Genomic DNA, 18,793 nt, shown 5'->3' with positions numbered 1-18,793 from the left:
GGCTGGACATGCCGCTGGCGGAGGCCATGATGACCCAGCGCGCGATACGCAGGGTGTACTCCGATCCGGTCGATGACGCGGTGGTGCTCAAGTGCATCGAGCTGGCGCTGCGCGCCCCCACCGGAAATGACGGACAGAACTGGGAATTCATCGTCGTGAAGGATCGCCGCGTCAAGGAAGAATTGGCGAAACGTTATCGGCAGGCGTGGAAAATTCAGCGCGACGTGGTATTGCGGCGAAAAATCAAGACCGATGAATCGATCGCCGGTATTGCGCGGGCAATGGAGTGGCAGATTGACCATTTCGCCGAACTGCCGGTGTTGGTGGTGGCCTGCCTGCGGCTGGGTGCCCGGGAGGGCCGACTGCCGGTGGTGCGCATGCCGCACATCGCGGAATCCGCCTACTGGGGATCGATCTACCCAAGCGTGCAGAACCTGCTTCTCGCTGCCCGTGCCATGGGCTTGGGAGCGTCTCTGATCACCCTTCCGCTGTGGAATCAGCGTGCGGTGCGGCGCATCCTGCGACTGCCGCACGCGGTCACGCCCTGTTGCATCGTGCCGCTCGGTTGGCCCCGTGGTCGCTACGGCCCGACCACCCGCAAGCCGGTCGGCGAGGTCGCTCATCTCAACGGCTATGGCGATCTCGCGTGGCGAGATAGCTGAATGCGAGCTTTTGATCAGCCTTTGCGCAAGATTACGTGGAACTGAGCGGAAAACATTCCTCAAGTGATGTAAGTTAATCACTGCTCGCTTAGACACCACGGCTGCGGCACCTATATGCTGTCACGGTCCGTGGGGGACTATGAGGGGGATGTGTGATTAATGGGGGGACGCGTCAGCGTCGGTACACAACGGGCGGAGCGCATCGAGCGGTGCCGCAGCGACGATTCGCGATCGCCGGGGGCCCGGTGGCCATCCCGCAGCGCCGATCCGCGACTGCCGGCGCGCATCGTGCGGCGCCACAGCGTCGATCTGCGACTGCCGGTACCCGCCTGACGGCGCCCCAGCGTCGGTACGCGACAGCTGGCGCCGCCGTCGCCGCAGCGACCGCCGTCGCGGCGGTCACCCCGCTCTCGCCGGTCGCCCCGTGGGCTTCGGACCTGAGCGCCGCCGAGCGGGCCGTGATGCTGGCGGCCGAGGCGTCGTTGCTCAACATTCCGTTCAACCTGTTCCAGGATTTCGTCAACATCCCGTACAACGAGGTGCAGGCCACCAACGTCTTGGCGAACTCGTTCTTCTTCACCGGCAACTGGTTCACCCCGAGTGCCACCAATATCTGGGGTGAGGACCCGGGCGACCCGGGCCACTTCATGGCGATCATGGACTTCATGCTTCCGTTCGCCCCGCAGCTCTCCGGTGCCTTCGACCCGGCGATCGATCCGGATGCGTTGGCCAACGGCACGGCGGGCTGGGGCCAGCAGTTCGCGATGTTCGCCGCGGCCCTGTTGCCGATCAGCGCGTCGTGTGACTCGATCCAGTGTTACCCGATGTCTCCGGTCGAGCCGATCACCGGGATCACCGGTTTGGACGCGACGTTGAACTTCTTCCTGAAGTTCACCAATTTCCCTAACGACGACAATCAGCTGGACCTGTTCAAGTACTGGCTCAAGGTGCCGATCCAGGACATGTTGAACGGCTACAAGTTCCCGGACAGCCCGTGGAGTGACCCCGACAACCCGACCTCCGGCGGCATCGCCAACCCGGATGCCGGCGTGGGTGAGGGCGGGGCCGTGCCGGGCTCACCGCTGGACGCGGTCCCGGGCAGCGAGGCCCAGCCTGGGTTCGGCTACCCGGGCACGCATCCGCTCCTCAATCCCGACGGCAGCGTCTACCTCGACGAGTACGGCAACCAGGTCAATCTGATGCCGTGGGCGGGCCTGACCTTCAAGCTGGACCCGTTCGGGCCCCTCGGGCGGTGGTTTGACAGCCTGATGCAGCCGGTCGACTGGAGCGTCAACGGCGACGACCCGCTCACCGGCTTCCACTTCGGTAGTTCCGACGACGTCTTCCAGGCCATGAAGGCGCTGATCGCCGGAATGGTGGTCGACTTCAACCCGTACGTCGCCGGCAGCCCGCTGTGCCCGGGACTGTGCAACATGCCGCCGATCGCCCCGCCGTGGGGAGTGACCAGCCTGGACCTCGTCAAGTCGATCCAGGCCATCGGCGCCCCCAACCCACTGATCCAGCAGTGGATCGACCTGACCGAGCAGACAGGGGAGAACGCCGTCGGCAATGCCAACGGCGGGACCGACGAGCAGATCCTGGCCGGTATCTCTGCTCTGCAGACCGGGATGTTCACCTTCGACGCGGACACCCACAACCAGATCATCGACATGCTCGCGGACATCAACCCCTATCTGCCGGCCCTGGCCGTCAATGGCGGGATCTTGACCGACCCGGGCCTGCTGGGGCCGTGGCCGATCAACCCCGAGACCGGTTACTACATGCCGCCGACTTGGAACCCCGACCTGCCGCTGGACGAGCAGGAGATCGGTGACTTCGGCGGCAAGAATTCGCTGCTGCTCTGGGACGATTTCCTGCGGTTCCTCGACCCGAGCGGCGGACTCGTCACCGATCTCGACGCGCTGTGGAGCGAGCTCGCGAGCTGGTTCCCCTTCTAGATCGACTCCGCGTCAGCGCGACCTCACGGCAGCCCGGCCCGTTCACACGGCCGGGCTGCCGTGCGTTTCGGGGCGCTAGCGCCTCGATTGCCCGATCGTTCTCATGCCAAATACAGCGTCTGCATCGATTGCCGACATGTGACTCTCGATTTGCGCTCAGGTAACACTTTGGTAGATTGCATGAACCGTACGCGGCCGAGCCGCGTCGGTACTTACTTTAGCGTGTTGGAGGAAATCGGGATGGTTGCAGCCTTGCGTTCGTACTTTTCCGCGGGGCTGGCTGTCACCACCGCTGGACTCATCGCCGTCGCTCCGGGGGCGCCCGCGCTTCCGGAGCTGCCCACGGTGCACTTGGATCCGCAGCTCAGCGCCGGCGAATCACTGTTGAACGTTCCGCTGAACCTGTTCCAGGCACTGGTCAACATTCCGGCGAACGAGATCCACGCGATGGACACGCTGGCGAAGTCGCTGTTCTACAGCGGCCCGTGGATGGCCGGAAGTCCGACGAACGCCTGGGGCGAGGACCCCGGCGACATGGGGCACTTCGAGGGCATCCTTCAGATGATGTTCCCGTTCCCGGAGATCTCCGGCGCCGGTCATGAGGGGGACCGACTCTTCCCCGGCCTCGGGCAGCAGCTGTCCATGCTGGCCAATGTTCAGATTCCGATCGATCTGAGCTGTGCGGGTCTGGACTGCCTGCCGGCCATGCCGACCAGCCCGCTCACCGGCTTCACCTGGATCGACCAGTCCCTCTGGAGCGTGCTGATCGCTCTGGGCCTGCAGAATTTCCCGCTGATCCAGAACTGGTTCCAGATCCCGTTCTCGGACATGACGGACGGCAACGAGTTCTACTTCGACCCCAACGGGCCAGGCATGGTCAACATCGGCTACGCCAACGACATGTACTACTGGGAGGGCACTCGCACCCTGGCGGAACTGGGGCTGAACCCCGAGGACTACCCCAATATCGACCCGGACGCCCCACTGATGCCATGGGCGGGCAGCTACTACGCGATGGACTTCAGCACGCCGTTCGTCAACTTCTTCGACAGCCTGATGCAGCCGTTCGACGTCGACAAGTTCAACCTGCCAGACCCGATCGAGTTCGCGCGCACACTGCAGTCGCTGATCGCCTCATCCCTGCTGGCCTTCAACCCGTTCATCCCGGGCAGCCCGCTATGTCCCGGGCCGTGCCTGCTTCCCGAGCCCGGCGGCAACATCTTCAACCCCGAGGACTGGAACACCCCCAGCTTCTACTGGCTGGTGAAGATCGTGGACGACCTGTGGCCGGGCAACCCCGTCATCGGCGAATGGATGGACGCCTACGACGAGGGCACCGCTAACATCTCCAACCCAGAGATGATCGACACGCAGGCGTGGTTGTGGCGCCTGGGCACCGTGTTGCTCGACATCAAGAACCCGCTGCCGCCCGACCCGGTCATCGACACCACCGGCTTCCTGCCCACACCCGAGCAGCTTCAGGCCTTCTTCGGTGACTACTGGTACAACATCTTCGACAACTCCGGGATCATCGGGCCCTTCGACATCCAGGGTCTGTGGGACGCCGTCTTCAACGTCACCCCGGAGTAGGGGCTCGCAGCGCCCACAGGCCAGCCGGTATCCAACGGCCTTGGGCGGCTTGAGATTCGGCGACGCCCAGCGGTAGCGGCGTATCTGCGTGCTAGGTGCCGATCAGACCCGACAGGTCCGGCAGGTAGGGGTAGAGGTCCGGCAGCGCGGACTGCGGCAGCAGACCCAAGTCGACCTGTGCGGCCGTCCAGCCCTGCTCGACACCGAGTTGGAGATTCTGCGACACCAGGTCCCAGTCGATACTCGGCATGCCCCACGACATCGGGGTGACGATATCGGCGGGATCAGAGCGGTCATAGCCCAGGTCGATCAGCACCCGCAGCGCGGGCTGAATCAAGTCGGCCATTGCCGGCCCGAACAACGGGAACTGTCGCACTGACTCGAGCAGCGGCAGGTTCATGGTCGGGATCAGGTAGATCGATGTGTCACCGTCATACCCCTCGGACATCGGAAGCTTCACCGCGTCAGCCATCGCGCTCGGGTCCCAAGAGCTGGGGTAGCCGGTGATCAGGTACGGATGCAGATAGAGGTAGCCCATCATCGAATTCGCCAGCGCCAGCAGATTCAACGGATACTTCGGGAAGTCGGTGGCGCCGCTGTACTCGAAGTTGTAGATGTCGGTGGTGTACGGCGTATCGACGGGGGTGGGCGGGAGGCTGCCGAAGTCGAGCGGAAAGCGGGTAAAGATACCGCCGTTGGGCGAGTTCAGATCCTCGACCAGCACGAAATGCAGATTCGCCGGGTCAGGTACGCCCGCGCCGGCCTGGGCGAGGTCGATCATGGCCTGAGTGGCGATCGCCGTGGTCGAGGAGACGCCGAACACCGTCACCGGCCCGTCCTCCAGGTGACGCGCAATGTCCTGGTTCAGGGTCTTGGCGGCGTCGAGAAGGCTCTGTTGGTAATCGGAGGGATTCAGCGGTTCGACGACCGGGGTGTAACCCGGATACACCGACTGCCCCGGAAACGGATTGGCGGGATTGATGAACAGGTCCATCACCCGTTGGTCGTAGACCGCACCGGGATCGGGCGTCAGGACGTAGCCCATGATCAACGCCGTGCCGTTGCTCTCCCCAAAAGCGAACGATGCGTTGAACATCGAGGTCAGCCCCATCAGGCCGGCACAGCCCCCGGCCAAAACACCGGCCGTCAACCATCGATAGCTGGAATGCGTCATCTGATCCCCCATTTATCTCAGACACATGCTCGTGTCAGCGTACACAGGAGTTTGACCCAGCGCGCGCCGAGGTGCCCAAACCCCTAGGCATACCCATAGGCGCTGGTCGGCCGGCGCGGGTTTGCTGGCCGCAGGCGCCACGGGAGATAGGCTGAGCCCGTGGCTCTTCCAGCTCCCGGCGACGACCGCGCGGCGATAGTCACCGGCGCGTCATCGGGGATCGGTGCGGCGATGGCACGCGAGCTCGCGCGGCGCGGCCACCAGCTGATTCTGGTCGCGCGCAGCGCCGACCGCTTGCACGCCCTGGCCGATGAACTGAGCGCGCTACACCTGCCACCGGTACACGTGCTGCCCACGGACCTGGCCAACCCGACCGAGCGAGCCGCAATGCCGGGTCGGATCGCCGATCTCGGCTTGGTGCCGGAAGTGCTGGTCAACAACGCCGGTGTGGCCATGGTGGGGCTGGTCGCGAAGACGGAGCCGGAACGGCAACTGGGCCTGATCGAGATTGACGTGGCCGCTGTCGTCGACCTGTGCACCCGGTTCCTACCGGGCATGGTCGCGCGGGGACGCGGCGCCGTGCTGAATGTGTCATCGGTTGCCGCGTTCGGCCCGCTGCCGGGCCAGGCCAGTTACGGCGCCGCCAAAGCCTTCGTGGCGTCGTACACCGAAAGTTTGCGGAGCGAACTGCGGGGCACCGGTGTCACCGCCACCGTGTTGTGCCCGGGACCGGTGGACACCGGATTGGATGTCGCGGCCGGGTTCCGGGCGGGTGAGCGCAGGCGGGTGCTGCCCGCAGTGATGTGGAAGTCCGTGGACCAGGTTGCCCGGGCGGCCGTCGACGGCATGGCCGCAGGGCGAGGCCGGGTGACGCCGGGATGGGCGAATCGGCTGCTCGTGGGCGTCTACCGTGTCGTGCCGCACGGCCCGCTGCTACCGTTGCTGGCACGGCGCACGCCACTGTCGACGCGTAAAGCCGGGACGGGGAAGGCCGGGCTATCGTCGAAGTCAGTCAGGGGCAGGTCGCTGGACAGGGGGAGCAGTGTCGTGCTTGAGGTGATCGATAAGGGCTGCGTCAGCGAGGCCCATCCTGTTCCTTTGCTGTTCGTCCACGGTGCGTGGCACGCCGCGTGGTGCTGGGACGAGAATTTCCTCGGATATTTCGCCGATCTCGGCTACCGCGCGCTGGCCGTCAGTTTCCGCGGCCACGGCAGCAGCACCAACGACAAGCCGCTGCGAACCTGTAGCGTCGAGGACTACGTCCAAGATGTCCGATCGGTCGCCGACGAGCTGCCGGTCCCTCCGGTGGTGATCGGTCACTCGATGGGCGGGCTGATCGTGCAGAAGTACCTGGAGAGCCGGCCGGCGCCGGCCGGGGTCCTGATGGCCTCGATTCCCCCGCAGGGCAATTACGGGTCGAGTCTGCGTTGGCTGCGCAATCGGCCGTGGCACGCCATCAAGATGGCAGTCACCGGAAAGGCGCTGCCCTACATCAACACACCGGAGCTGGCCCGGGAGAAGTTCTTCTCCGAGACCACCCCGGAGCACGCTGTGCTGGAATGCGCGGCACGGCTTCAGGAGGACAGCGCGCGAGTCAGCGTCGACTGCTTGATGCTCAACCTGCCACGTCCGAAGCGGGTGAACACGCCCCTGCTGGTGCTGGGCGCCGAAGAGGACGGTGCGCACACCTGCAAAGAGGTGCAGGCCACCGCACATGCCTACGGCACCGAGGCCGAGTTCTTTCCAGGCATGGGCCACAACATGATGCTCGAACCGGGCTGGGAGGCCGTGGCCGAACGCATTCACCGCTGGCTCGGTGCCCGCGGACTGTAAGGCCCGTCTACAAAGCCGTCGGGCCTGATCGGCCCGCCGCCTAGTCCTTGGTGAACTAGTCCTTGGTGAAGTGGTACAGGCGGTAGACGAACTCGCCGTTCTTCAGGGCGCCGTTGAAGGTCCAGTCGGTCGCGGCGCTGGCGAAGCGGGCCAGACCGCCGTGGTGGGCGATCATGTCCTGCTTGCGGGCCAAGTTCTTCTCGTTTCCGCGCAACACGTCCATGCTGATGTCCTCTTGCACCACCAGCCGCAACCCGGTGGCGGCCAGCTCGGCGTCCCACTGGGCCAACTCACTGCGGCGGCGGAAATCGGTGTAGAGGAAGTGCCCGCCGGGGGCCAGCACCCGCGCCGCGCCGTTGAAGAAGCGTGCCGGGTGCGGGTACAGGTGCGATGCCTCCACCTGGAACACCACGTCGAACGAGCCGTCCTCGAAGGGCAGGTTCTCGGCGTCGCCCTGCACGAAGTCCATCCCGGGCAGCTGGTGGCGCTCCCGGCAGAACTCGATGGCGGTCTCGTTGAGGTCCAGGCCGGTGTAGGAGGCGGGCTTGAAGGTGCGGGCCACATACGACGCGCCGCCCCCGTGACCACAGCTCACTTCAAGCACCTTCTTGCCGGCCAGATCAGCCAGGGCGGCGGTGCGGTGGTACTGCTGGATGAAGAACCGGTTGGGCTCGTCGGAAGGCTCCAGCGGCACCGCCATCGGCGGGTCCTCTTCGTAGCCGTAGTTGAGGAACAACCAGTCGTCGCCGCTGAGCATCTTGGTCTGGGTAGAGAACCGCTTGGTCACGAACGACGTGAACAACAGGTGGTAGACGAACGGGTTCGTCATGACGCGGTGGGATACCGGATTGAAGATCAGGCGGTTCATCGTGACCATCGAAAAAGTATCTCACGATTCTGGAGACCCCGCCGTGCCCGGGTCGCCGACGGCGACGTAGTCAGTCGTGTAGACCGCGCATCACGATTCGGTCCCACATCCGATCGGTCAACACGGCTCGCGCCAGCACGGTGGCCTTGCCGGAGAGCCCAACCACGTAGCGCGGTCTGGGATTTTTGGCCCGGACCACGCGCAACACGGCACGGGCGACGACATCGGGCTCGATCATCACGCCACGCTTGGCAGAGAGCTGGCGGGTGTTGTCGGCGTAGCGGATCTTGAAGCTGCGGTAGGGATCATCGTCGGCGTAGGACGGTTGCGCCTCCTGCTGCGAGGTGACGAACGGGGTCCGCACCGCCGTCGGGTCCAGCAGCACCACCCGCACCCCGAACGGGGCGACTTCGGCGCGCAGCGACAGCGACAGCGCCTCCATGCCGTACTTGATCACGTGGTAGCCACCGGCTCCCGGACTGGCGAACCGCCCGCCGGTACTGCCGATGTTGACGATGACGCCGGACCTGCGCCGGCGCATCCCCGGCAGGACTGTCTGGATTAAGTGAAGTGTCGCAACCACATTGGTCTCGAACAGGCTGCGCAAGTCATCGAGAGCCACTTGTTCGAGCGGACACGTCAGCGGAAATCCCGCGCTGTTGACCAGGACATCGACCCCGCCGTGGTCCGCGGTGATCTCCGCGACAAGCCGATCCACCGCGGCCTCATCGGTGACATCGAGGGCGCGCGCGGTCAGCCCGCGTGACGCAAGGCGTTGCAGCGCTTCGGGATTGCGTCCCACCGCGAAGACACGGTAGCCGGCGGCCTGCAGCCGGTCGGCGGTCGCCTCGCCGATCCCGCTCGTCGCTCCGGTGACCAGCGCTACCGGCTGGCCGCTCATCGGGTGCCGGTGTGCCCGGACGGTGCGGCCGCGGGGTCCACGCCCGCCTCGGCGGGCACCAGCTCGACGGGCAAGTGCTCCAGGCCGCGCATCGTCGCATTGACCAGGTGGCGGTGCTCCCCGGCCAGCCTGATGGCCTTGACATGGGGGATGAGCTGCGTCAACACCCGGCTCACTTCGATGCGGGTCAGATGGGTGCCCAGGCAGTAATGCGCGCCGCCACCGAAGGCGAGGTGGTCGGTCGGATTGCGGTCCAGGTCGAACGTGTCGGGATCCGGGTAGTGCGCCGGGTCGCGGTTAGCGGCCGCGTAGAGCACCAGCACCCGCGCACCAGCCGGGATGGTGTGGTCGCCGACCCGATAGTCGCGGGTCGCGGTCCGGTAGAACCCCTGCACCGGGGAGACCAGCCGCAGCTGCTCTTCGATGGCTGCGGGGATGAGCTCGGGGTGTTCGCGCAGCCGGGTGTAGACGTCCGGGCGCTGCGCCAGCGTCAGAAACAGACCCGAGATGAGGTTCGTGGTGGTCTCGCTGCCAGCGCCGACCAGCATCGACGCGGTCCAGAACACCTCGTCGTCGGAGAGGGTGTCGTCCCCGCTGGGCGCCGCCAGCATGGAGATCAGGTCGTCGCCGGGCTCAGCGCGGCGCGCCTTGATCATCGGGTAGAGGCTGCGGTACATCGCGGCAACCGCCTGGCTGGAGCGCATGTTCATCGTCATCCCGCGCAGGTTCAGCGGTGCGAACGCGGCCTCATTGATGGTGTCCGCCCATTCCAGGAACTGGTGGCGGTCTTCCTGCGGTATCGCCAGCATCATGGTGATCAACCGGTTCGGAAGCGGCTTGGCCAGGTCGGCCACGATCTCGACGCGCCCGCGCTTGATCATCGCGGCGACGAGTTCGTCGGCGGCGCGGTTGATGTTGATCTCCCACGACTTCATCGCCCGGGGAGTGAACGCCCGCGACACCGACCGGCGCAGCCGGGTGTGCACCGGCGGGTCGGTGGCGTTCATAGTCTGCAGGTGCACCCGGAACCGGGCCTGGCTCTCCGCCGAGGACAACGCCTCGTCGTCGCGCAACGCCTGCCGGACCTCGTCATAGCCCGGAATGATCCAGATGCCGCGCTTGCGGCTGTACCAGACCTTCGGACCGTTGAACAGCGTGCGATATCCCGGGTAGGGGTCGTGCATCGTCTCGAGCGCGAACGGGTCGAAGTCGGTCAGCGGCGCGGTTTCGCGGCCGGTCAGGGCGTACCGGTAGGCGGTCGCCCGGTCGCGGACCACCCCGATAAGCCCGTCGGTGCCGATCTTGAGCAGACTGGCGCGAAAACGAAGCCGACGCGTCAGGTCCTTCTGATCCATCTGGCAAGCCCCTCATCACGATCGTCGGGTTGGGAGCGCGACTGGCCCGCGATCGGCCAGTAGCCGCCACCCTAACCCGGTTGCCTCCGTCGCCTGAAGGGACGTCGGTCACCAAAGAAGCGCCGGAGCACCGGGACGTCAGTCCCGATCCGCTCCGGCGCTTCGACGCGGCGTCCTCAGTCCTTGACGAGGTCGAAAATGCGGTAGGTGATCTCGCCCCGGTCCAGGTCGCGGTAGAACAGCGACCCCTCCACCACGGCGAACTCCCGGGCGAAGCGGCGCAGGAAGAACGGCATCCGCTCGTTGATCAGATCGTTGGAGCGCGGCGAGTTGGCCGCCAGGCCGCGAACGACCTCCCGGCTGATGTCGCGCTCGTTGACCAGCCGCAGCGGCGGGGTGGCCAAGGTCTGCTGCCAGGACTCGATGTCCTCTTTGGCGCGGAAGTCGGTGTGCAGGAAGTGCCCGCCCGGACGCAGCACCCGTCCCACCTCACGGACGAACTGCGCGAAGTCGGGGTAGATGTGCGAGGCCTCCACGTTGACCACCGCGTCGAACGAGTTGTCGCCGAACGGCAGGTTCAGTGCGTCACCCTGCACGAAGTCCAAGCCCGGCACCTGGTGACGCTTCTGGCAGAAGGCGACGCCGTCGGGGTTGAAGTCCAGGCCGGTGTAGGAGGCGGGCTTGAGGGTCCGAGCCAGGAAAGATGCGCCGCCGCCGTGGCCGGAGCTGACTTCCAGCACCTTCTTGCCGGTCAGGTCGATCTGGGTGGCGGTCTGGTGGTAGAGCTGGATCGAGTACCGGTTCGGCTCGTCGGCCTCATCCAGCTTCAGGCCCAGCGGGGGGTCCTGCTCATAGCCCCAGTTGAGGAAGACGACGTCGTCGTGTCCCATCCGCTTGGTCATGAACGGGTACCAGTATTTGAAGGCCTTCTTGTACAGCGGCATCGCCGAGATGCGGTAAACCAGATCGGCGCCGACTTTTTCCAAGGTCTCAGATGGGGAACGCACCATACCGAAAGTATGGCACAGCTGGAAGCGGGCTTTAGACCTCGGTGAGTTGCACCGGCAGCTGCGCCCGTTGCGGTTCACCGCGGTACCGCGACGGCGCTCCGTCGATCTTGCAGATGCGCCACATCAGGCGCGCGGCGGGATTCATCAGTCCGAGCCCGTGGCACACCATCCGAACGTCGGCGAACATGTCCCGCCACGTCTGGCGTGCTTCCGGAGTACCGAAGAACCACTGCTTGCGCGCCGACTTCGGAACACCGAACTCGCGGAAGAACTTGCGGGGCGGCACCACCATCGCCTGGCCGAGCATCCGCATGACCACGGGCACGTACAGCGAGAGAAAGAACCGGCTGCTCCACCACAGTCGAGGCACCCGCCGCTCCAGGTACTTGTGGGCGAACGAGATGTGCCGTGCCTCTTCGGCGACGTGGATGCCGATCATCCGCCGGATGATCGCGGGCACGCTGTCCTCTTCGCGAAGGGCAAGGGTCTGCAGGTAGTCGAACGGGACCTCGCCGGCCAGGACCCCGAAGAAGAACGAGTTGGGCAACGGCCCGGCGTACAGCGGCACTAATGGGGAGAGCAGCCGCAGCCACCGCGGCATACCGGGCACATCGACTCCGATGCGGTTCACCAACTCCTGGAACATCAGAGTGTGGTTGCATTCCTCGATGCACTCGTGCAGGCAGTAGCGGTACTCCGGCGAGCCGTTCGGCACCCAGAACGTGTAGTGCATGAGGCCCCGCACCAGAATGCCCTCGAACTGCACACCGACCTTGGCCATGTTGGCCTGGCGCCACATGCCCATCGCGATCTTCTTCTCCAGGGGCTGCGCCTGATACCAGGGGTGGCGGCCCAGTGGGTCCGCTCCCGACAGCACCCAGCGGGGGTCATCCGCTTTGACCGCGAGTTCGGGATCATTCCAGTCGATGTCGACATACGGGTTGAAGTTGCGTCGCACCGAGCTTTCGGACAGCGTCGCCAACGTTTCTCCGTAAGAGACGTCGTCCCCGACGTACATGGCGTTCTTCAAGCGTCTGACCAGGTACAAACCGGCATAGGGTACCGAGGCGATCGCCAAAATGCCGGCCAGCAACCAGCAGATGTCGATCACGACGGTCGGCATTGGAACCATCCTCTAAATTCCGGGCCCCCTGGCCCCCAGAGTCGCACCCATCCTGGGGTGGGACAGCCGAAGCTTACCGTCAAGTTTGGCAAAACAGTAAGGTTTGCCCGTTCACTTGAGTGTGATCGGCATCATGTTGGTATCAGGCGGCGGCCATTACTTTATCTTGCCGCGGCGGGACCCCCGAAAATGGGGCTGACCTGCGCGCACAGCGACATATTGCGGCCTTGGGGTAGCGTGTTCTCCTTATGGGGACCCAGCAATACGACGCCGTCATCGTGGGCGCGGGCTTCGGCGGCATCGGCACGGCTATCCAACTCAACAAGCTGGGCTACGAGAACATCGTCATCGTCGACCGCTTGGACGGTCTTGGTGGCACCTGGCGGGTCAACCACTATCCGGGCCTGTCCGTCGACCAGCCGTCGACCACCTATTCCTATTGGTTCGAGCCCAACCCGTACTGGTCGCGGCTGTTCGCGCCCGGTAACGAGGTCCAGGCCTACGCCGAGCATGTCGCGAAGAAGTACGACGTCGAGCGCTTCATGCGCTTCAACACCACGGTCGACGGCGCCCAGTGGGACGAGGACGCGAAGGTATGGCGGACGTCGCTGGCCGGCGGCGAGACGCTGACGTCGCAGTTCCTCATCGTCGCCACCGGCTTCCTCTGCCAGCCGAAGATCCCGGACATCCCCGGCATCGACACCTTCGCCGGCCACATCGTGCACACCGCGGAGTGGGACCACGACTACTCGATGGCCGGGCGCCGCGCGGCGGTCATCGGAACCGGCTCCACCGGGATCCAGGTGATCCCCGAGCTGGCCAAAGAGGTCGCCGATCTGACGGTGTACCAGCGCACCCCGATCCTGGTGACGCCCAAGTCCGACGTGGTCTTCCCGCCCGTGGTGCAAAGGATGTTCGCCCGGGTGCCGTTCACCCAGCGCATCGTGCGGTGGCTCACCGACAACACCACCGACTTCATGATGGTCCTGACCATGTGGCGCTACCGGCGCTTCAAGTTCGTCAACAAGGCGATGGCGGCCCAATCGGCGCTGCATCGGCGTCGGGCGGTGCGGGATCGCGAACTCGCCGAGAAGATGCGGCCCGATTTCGACTTCGGCTGCAAGCGTCCGTCGATCTCCAACGACTACTACCCGACGTTCGCCAAGCCGAATGTGCATCTGGTGACCGAGGGGATCGAGCGGATCGAACCCGACGGCATCGTGGCGCGCGACGGCACCAAGCGCGAGATCGACACCCTGGTGCTGGCGACGGGATATGACGTGTGGGAGGGCAACCTGCCGGCGATCGAGGTGATCGGTCGCGGCGGGCGCAACCTGGGCAAATGGTGGCGTGAGACCCGTTTCCAGGCTTACCAGGGCATGACCGCCCCGCAATTTCCGAACTTCATCAACATGTCCAGCCCGTTCTCGTGGGTCGGGCTGTCCTGGTTCAACACCGTCGAATACCAGACCCGGCACATGAACCGGTTGTTCAGTGAGGTGCAGCGGCGCCAGGCGCAGACGTTCGAAGTCACCGAGGAAGCCAACACCCGGTTCTACGAGCGGATGATGAGCCTGCTGGACAGCTCGGTGTTCCACCTCGGCAACTGCGCGACGTCGAATTCCTACTGGTTCAACCAGAACACCGGGGAGGCTCCGCTCTTCCGGCCGACCTCGGTGCGCAGCGCTGTGAAGGAGCAGGACCACTTCCCGCTCTCGGACTATCTGATCGGATAGTTTCCGCTGCTACGGTCCTGAACAGGGGGTTACAGTGATCGTTTGGGCACATTGTCAGGTGAGGGGCCGCAGAAAGTGACGCGTACACACCACCTGAACCACGACCGGTCGTCCGCGGCCGCATTCGTCCGCCGGTTCGCGTGGCCGATCATCGTCGGCTGGGTGGCGATCACCGCGCTGGTGAGCATCGCGGTCCCGCCGCTGGAGCAGGTCGCCAAGGAACACCCGGTGTCGTTGAGCGCCAAAGACTCACCGTCGATTCAAGCGATGGCACGGCTGGGGCACGACTTCGCCGAGTCCAACACCGACAGCGCGGCGATGATCGTCATCGAAGGCGACGAGCCCCTCGGCGACGCCGCTCACCACTACTACAACGAGCTGATCGCCCAGCTCAACGCCGACACCAAACACGTCCAGCACATCCAGGACTTCTGGGGGGACCCGCTCACCGCGGGAGGCGCCCAAAGTTCGGACGGCAAGGCCGCATTGGTTCAGCTGAACCTCGCCGGAAACCAGGGTGAGGCGCTGGCCAACGACTCCGTCGAGGCGGTCCGCGACGTCGTGGCCCGCACACCGGCGCCCCCGGGGGTGCGGGCCTACGTCACCGGCCCGGCGCCGATGGTCACCGATATGAACACCAGCGGCGACCGGGCGGTGCTCAAGATCCTGGTGGCCACCGTCTCGGTGATCTCGCTGATGCTGCTGCTGTTGTACCGATCGATCAGCACCGTCGCGCTGCTGCTGGCCGTCGTCGGGGTCGAGCTGGCGGCGGCGCGCGGCATCGTCGCGTTCCTGGGGCACAACGACCTGATCGGGTTGTCCACGTTCGCGATCAACATCCTGGTGACCTTGGCGATCGCCGCCGGCACCGACTACGGCATCTTCTTCATCGGCCGCTACCACGAAGCCCGCCATGCCGGCGAAGACCCGGAGACGGCGTACTTCACCACGTATCGCGGCGTCGCCCATGTGGTGCTGGCCTCGGGCCTGACCATCGCGGGCGCCACGTTCTGCCTGAGCTTCACCCGGTTGCCGGTGTTTCAGACCATGGGTGTGCCGTGTGCGGTCGGCATGCTGGTCGCGGTGGCGATCGCGCTGACGCTGGTCCCAGCGGTGCTGGCTGTCGCCACTCGCCGCGGGCTGCTCGAACCGCGGCGCAAGATGTCCGACCGAGGCTGGCGCAAGGTGGGCACAGCGATCGTGCGCTGGCCCGGCCCCATCTTCGTGGCCGCCTGCGCGATCGCGCTGGTCGGCCTGCTCGCGCTGCCCGGCTACAAGGTGAGCTACAAGGACCCGTCGTTCATCCCGCAGGACACGCCGGCCAACCTCGGCTGGGCGGCCGCGGCGCGGCACTTCCCGGAATCGCGCCTGCTGCCGGAGGTGCTGCTGATCGAATCCGATCACGACATGCGCAACTCCGCGGACTTCCTGGTGCTCAACAAGCTGGCCAAGAGCGTGTTCGCCGTCGAGGGTGTCGCGATGGTGCAGGGGGTGACCCGCCCGGAGGGCACTCCGCTCGGACACACCTCGATTCCGTTCCTGCTCAGCATGCAGAACGCCGGGCAGATGCAGAACCTGGACTTCGTCAAGAACCGGGTGGCCGACATGCGCCAGCAAGCCGACGATCTCGAGGGAACCATCGCGTCGCTGCAGCGGATGTACGCGCTGATGCAGCAGCTGGGTGCTAACACCCATCACGCGACCGGGGTCTCGCAGGAGGCGATGGACCTGGCCCAGCAGGTGCGCGGCAACATCACCGACTTGAACGAGAACTCGAAGTCGCTTCGCGAATCCGTTGAGAAGCAACAGAATTGCGGCAGTGATTCCACCTGCTTGTCGCTGCGGGCGGCGTACGCGTCGATGGACGGCACGATGCTGCTCACCGACAAGATCAACGAGCTGGCGCCCGACATGAGCAACATCGATGTGGTGACGCCTCAGCTGCTGGCAATGATGCCGGCGCAGATCGCAGCCTTGCGCAGCCTGCAAACCATGATGCTCACCTTGCACAGCACCATGTCGGGCATCATGGCGCAGATCGAGGAGGTCGGCGGCGACTCGGCGGCGATGGGTCAGGACTTCGACGCGGCGAAAAGCGACGACTCGTTCTACCTGCCCCGCGAGGCTTTCGACAACCCGGACTTCAAACGCGTGATCCAGCTGTTCCTGTCGCCGGACGGGCATGCGGCGCGCTTCTTCATCACCCACGACGGCTACCCGGCAACTCCGGAGGGCATGGCGCGGGTCAACCTGATCAAGAAGGCCGCCGCCGAGTCTTTGAAGGGCACCCCGCTGTCGAGCGCCAAGATCTATGTGGCGGGCACCGCCGCGCTCTTCAACGACTTGCAGGGCAGCGCCGACTACGACCTGCTGATCGCCGGAATCACGTCTCTGGCAATCATTTTCATCATCATGCTGTTGATCACTCGCAGCTTCATCGCCTCAGTGGTGATCGTCGGGACTGTCCTGGCGTCGCTGGGGGCGTCGTTCGGCCTGTCGGTACTGCTGTGGCAGTACATCTTCGGCATCCACCTGCACTGGCTGGTGATGGTGATGTCGGTGATCATCCTGTTGGCGGTGGGCTGTGACTACAACCTGCTCCTGGTCGCTCGGTTCAAAGAGGAGATGGGCGCCGGACTGAAGACCGGCATCATCCGGACCATGGGCGGCACCGGCAAGGTCGTCACCGCTGCCGGGCTGGTGTTCGCCTTCACCATGGCGTCGATGCTCGTCAGTGACCTGCGGGTGGTGGGCCAGGTGGGCACCACGATCGGCCTCGGCCTGCTGTTCGACACGCTGGTGGTGCGCTCGTTCATGATGCCGTCGATGGCGGCGCTGCTGGGGCGGTGGTTCTGGTGGCCGCTGAACGTGCGGGAGCACCCGGCGCGGGCGGTGTCGGTGGCGGTGCCGGTTGCCGCGGGAGGCAAATCCGACGAGCATGACCGGACCTTCGAGGACATGGTGGCCACGGCGTTCCCGGAGCTGTCCGCTCGGCCTGCGAAGGCGGCGGACGAAGACCGGCCCACCGAGGTGCTGGCCGCGATTCAGCCGCCGGAGGACGAGACCGACCACTGAGCTGGGGCTGAACCGGCTCTGGTCAGTGCGCCACCGTGTGGGCTAGATTTAAACGAGTCCTGATTGTAGAAATCATTCGCGGGTCTGACGCGGCGTTCAACGGTGCCCGCCGGGGTCGCTGGACCGGTCCGGAGGGGAGCGCCACACATGTCCGATGCAGCCCTTTCTGCCGCTTTGGAGCGTGAGCATCTGCAGATCGACGCCGGAATCAGAGCCTTCCTGCAGGACCTCGAGGGCGGCAGCGTCGACGCCGACGGCCTCAGCGCGACCTTGGCTGTGCTGCGACGCCACATCTACCTGGAGGAACAGCTGCTGTTCCCGCCGATCAGCAGGGGCGCCCACATGATGGCGGTCTTCGGGATGATCCGGGGCCATGGCGAGATCTGGCGCACCATGAACGCGCTCGACGACCTGGCCCGCGCCGGCGCGGACCATGCCACGCTACGAGGCGCCTGCTGCCGGCTGCTGGACCAGCTCGCCGACCACAACAAGGTGGAGGAGCCGGTGATCTACTCGGCCGCCGACACTGGGTTGGCACCGGAAGTGGCCGCAGCAGTGGCCGAATTCCTTGCTGCCGGACGGATGCCCGAAGGCTGGACCTGCGCACGGGGAGCGGCCTGAGCCGTCAGGCTTCGCCGGCGATGAGTGCCGAGAGGCCGGCGTGATAGGCGGCCAAGCTGTGCCGCCAGCCGATGTCGACCGCGCCGCCGCTGTCCACGGCGATCTCGGCGCCCACGTGCACATACGGCGCGGGCGGCACCAGCGGGACGATGTCGAGGAAGTTCACCACGCGGTAGCAGCATTCGATGGCGGCGTCGAAAGCGGCCTTGAAGTCGGCCACGCCGACTCGCGGGCCACCGAATGTGGTCAGCCGCGGCTCGAGGGTGTTCGGTGGCATCCCCTGGGCGACATCCGGGGCGGCCAGGACGGCCAGGGCGGCACCGAGGCTGTGCCCGGTGATGAGAATCTGGCGGCACTCGCTGGTCGTAGCGGGCAGGTTGGCGACGATGGCCGCGCGAACGCAGCCGTAGACCTCCTGGAAACCGGCGTGCACCTGCCCGAACCCCCGCACCGGCGCGTAGGGCGCCGGGACGAAGTCGAAATCGGCGATCCAGTCCGCCACATCGGAGCTGCCGCGAAAAGCGAGGAACGCGGTGCCACTGGCGGTGTCACGGCCCATCAACCCGAAGATGTTGGTGTCCTTGGCCATCGCCTTCGCTGGATGCTGCTCGGGCAGGCCGGCCAGGTATGCCGGGTCGGCCTCGATCAGCGCAGTCCGGGTGAAGCCGGGCGGCAGTGTGGGCGCAGCGCCGGACATCACGGTGTAGGCCGCCGATGCCAGGGGCAGCACCACGTCGCGGGCGTACGACGGGCTGAATGCCACGTTGATCAGTGTAGAAGTCCCAGCCCTGCCGGCACGGGTCTTGGTGGCAGGCCTTAGACTTCCGACCAACGGCATCGATCCGGCCATCACCGGGGAGCCTTCGGAAGAACCGCCGGACTACTCC

The 18,793-nt window shown here is 65.6% G+C and carries 14 protein-coding genes and 1 pseudogene; 8 read left to right on the top strand and 7 right to left on the bottom strand.

Annotated elements, in window-relative coordinates:
* Positions 1-8: 8 nt before the first annotated feature.
* The 3 genes from K3U94_RS12415 to K3U94_RS12405 all read left to right on the top strand — a co-directional run bounded on the left by K3U94_RS12415 (position 9) and on the right by K3U94_RS12405 (position 4,210).
* On the top strand, positions 9-662 hold the full coding sequence (locus tag K3U94_RS12415) for a nitroreductase family protein (RefSeq protein WP_230987608.1): 654 nt from the start codon (positions 9-11) through the stop codon (positions 660-662).
* A gap of 209 nt (positions 663-871) precedes the next feature.
* A complete protein-coding gene (locus K3U94_RS12410) occupies positions 872-2,620 on the top strand; it encodes a hypothetical protein (protein WP_220693914.1) in 1,749 nt (582 codons plus the stop codon).
* A gap of 240 nt (positions 2,621-2,860) precedes the next feature.
* A complete protein-coding gene (locus tag K3U94_RS12405; protein WP_220693913.1) occupies positions 2,861-4,210 on the top strand; it encodes a hypothetical protein in 1,350 nt (449 codons plus the stop codon).
* A gap of 91 nt (positions 4,211-4,301) precedes the next feature.
* Here K3U94_RS12405 and K3U94_RS12400 read toward each other — a convergent pair whose 3' ends face one another.
* Positions 4,302-5,384, bottom strand: a complete 1,083-nt coding sequence (locus K3U94_RS12400) for a PE-PPE domain-containing protein (RefSeq protein WP_230987101.1) — start codon at positions 5,382-5,384, stop codon at positions 4,302-4,304.
* Between the two features lie 159 nt (positions 5,385-5,543).
* On the opposite strand from K3U94_RS12400, the pseudogene K3U94_RS12395 reads away from it, so the two are divergent.
* Both K3U94_RS12395 and K3U94_RS12390 read left to right on the top strand, forming a co-directional pair.
* Positions 5,544-6,344: pseudogene (locus K3U94_RS12395) on the top strand (SDR family NAD(P)-dependent oxidoreductase); the annotation flags it as partial.
* Between the two features lie 87 nt (positions 6,345-6,431).
* Positions 6,432-7,217 carry an alpha/beta hydrolase gene (locus tag K3U94_RS12390; protein ID WP_047318122.1) on the top strand — a complete coding sequence of 262 codons (786 nt, stop codon included), beginning with the start codon at positions 6,432-6,434 and terminating at the stop codon, positions 7,215-7,217.
* A gap of 55 nt (positions 7,218-7,272) precedes the next feature.
* On the opposite strand, the gene K3U94_RS12385 is transcribed toward K3U94_RS12390, so the two are convergent.
* From K3U94_RS12385 to K3U94_RS12365, 5 genes are all read right to left on the bottom strand, one after another.
* Complete coding sequence (locus K3U94_RS12385; RefSeq protein ID WP_047317952.1) at positions 7,273-8,085, bottom strand: phthiotriol/phenolphthiotriol dimycocerosates methyltransferase; 813 nt, start codon at positions 8,083-8,085, stop codon at positions 7,273-7,275.
* Between the two features lie 70 nt (positions 8,086-8,155).
* Positions 8,156-8,986, bottom strand: a complete 831-nt coding sequence (locus tag K3U94_RS12380) for an SDR family NAD(P)-dependent oxidoreductase (RefSeq protein WP_220693912.1) — start codon at positions 8,984-8,986, stop codon at positions 8,156-8,158.
* Positions 8,983-10,341 (bottom strand): cytochrome P450, encoded by a 1,359-nt coding sequence (locus K3U94_RS12375; protein WP_220693911.1) that lies wholly within the window; start codon positions 10,339-10,341, stop codon positions 8,983-8,985. Before K3U94_RS12375 ends, K3U94_RS12380 begins: the two co-directional genes overlap by 4 nt.
* A gap of 176 nt (positions 10,342-10,517) precedes the next feature.
* On the bottom strand, positions 10,518-11,285 hold the full coding sequence (locus tag K3U94_RS12370) for a phthiotriol/phenolphthiotriol dimycocerosates methyltransferase (protein WP_047318121.1): 768 nt from the start codon (positions 11,283-11,285) through the stop codon (positions 10,518-10,520).
* A 97-nt stretch (positions 11,286-11,382) separates the two neighbouring features.
* The gene (locus tag K3U94_RS12365) at positions 11,383-12,474 is read right to left on the bottom strand and encodes an AurF N-oxygenase family protein (protein ID WP_200900615.1); all 1,092 of its coding nucleotides are present in this window, start codon (positions 12,472-12,474) and stop codon (positions 11,383-11,385) included.
* Between the two features lie 248 nt (positions 12,475-12,722).
* On the opposite strand from K3U94_RS12365, the gene K3U94_RS12360 reads away from it, so the two are divergent.
* From K3U94_RS12360 to K3U94_RS12350, 3 genes are all read left to right on the top strand, one after another.
* Positions 12,723-14,210 carry a flavin-containing monooxygenase gene (locus K3U94_RS12360; protein WP_047317949.1) on the top strand — a complete coding sequence of 496 codons (1,488 nt, stop codon included), beginning with the start codon at positions 12,723-12,725 and terminating at the stop codon, positions 14,208-14,210.
* Between the two features lie 75 nt (positions 14,211-14,285).
* On the top strand, positions 14,286-17,285 hold the full coding sequence (locus K3U94_RS12355) for an MMPL/RND family transporter (protein ID WP_220693910.1): 3,000 nt from the start codon (positions 14,286-14,288) through the stop codon (positions 17,283-17,285).
* Between the two features lie 147 nt (positions 17,286-17,432).
* Positions 17,433-17,906, top strand: coding sequence for a hemerythrin domain-containing protein (locus K3U94_RS12350; RefSeq protein WP_220693909.1), 474 nt, complete (start codon positions 17,433-17,435; stop codon positions 17,904-17,906).
* Positions 17,907-17,910: 4 nt separating this feature from the next.
* Here the strand turns inward: K3U94_RS12350 and K3U94_RS12345 are convergent, their stop codons facing one another.
* Positions 17,911-18,669: a lipase family protein gene (locus tag K3U94_RS12345; protein ID WP_220693908.1), complete on the bottom strand. Its 759-nt coding sequence runs from the start codon at positions 18,667-18,669 to the stop codon at positions 17,911-17,913.
* Positions 18,670-18,793 lie beyond the last annotated feature (124 nt).

This window comes from Mycolicibacter heraklionensis, from assembly GCF_019645815.1.
Lineage (GTDB): Bacteria > Actinomycetota > Actinomycetes > Mycobacteriales > Mycobacteriaceae > Mycobacterium > Mycobacterium heraklionense.
Note: the sequence above shows the minus strand (reverse complement) of the source record. Positions and strands in the feature narration are given on the sequence as shown.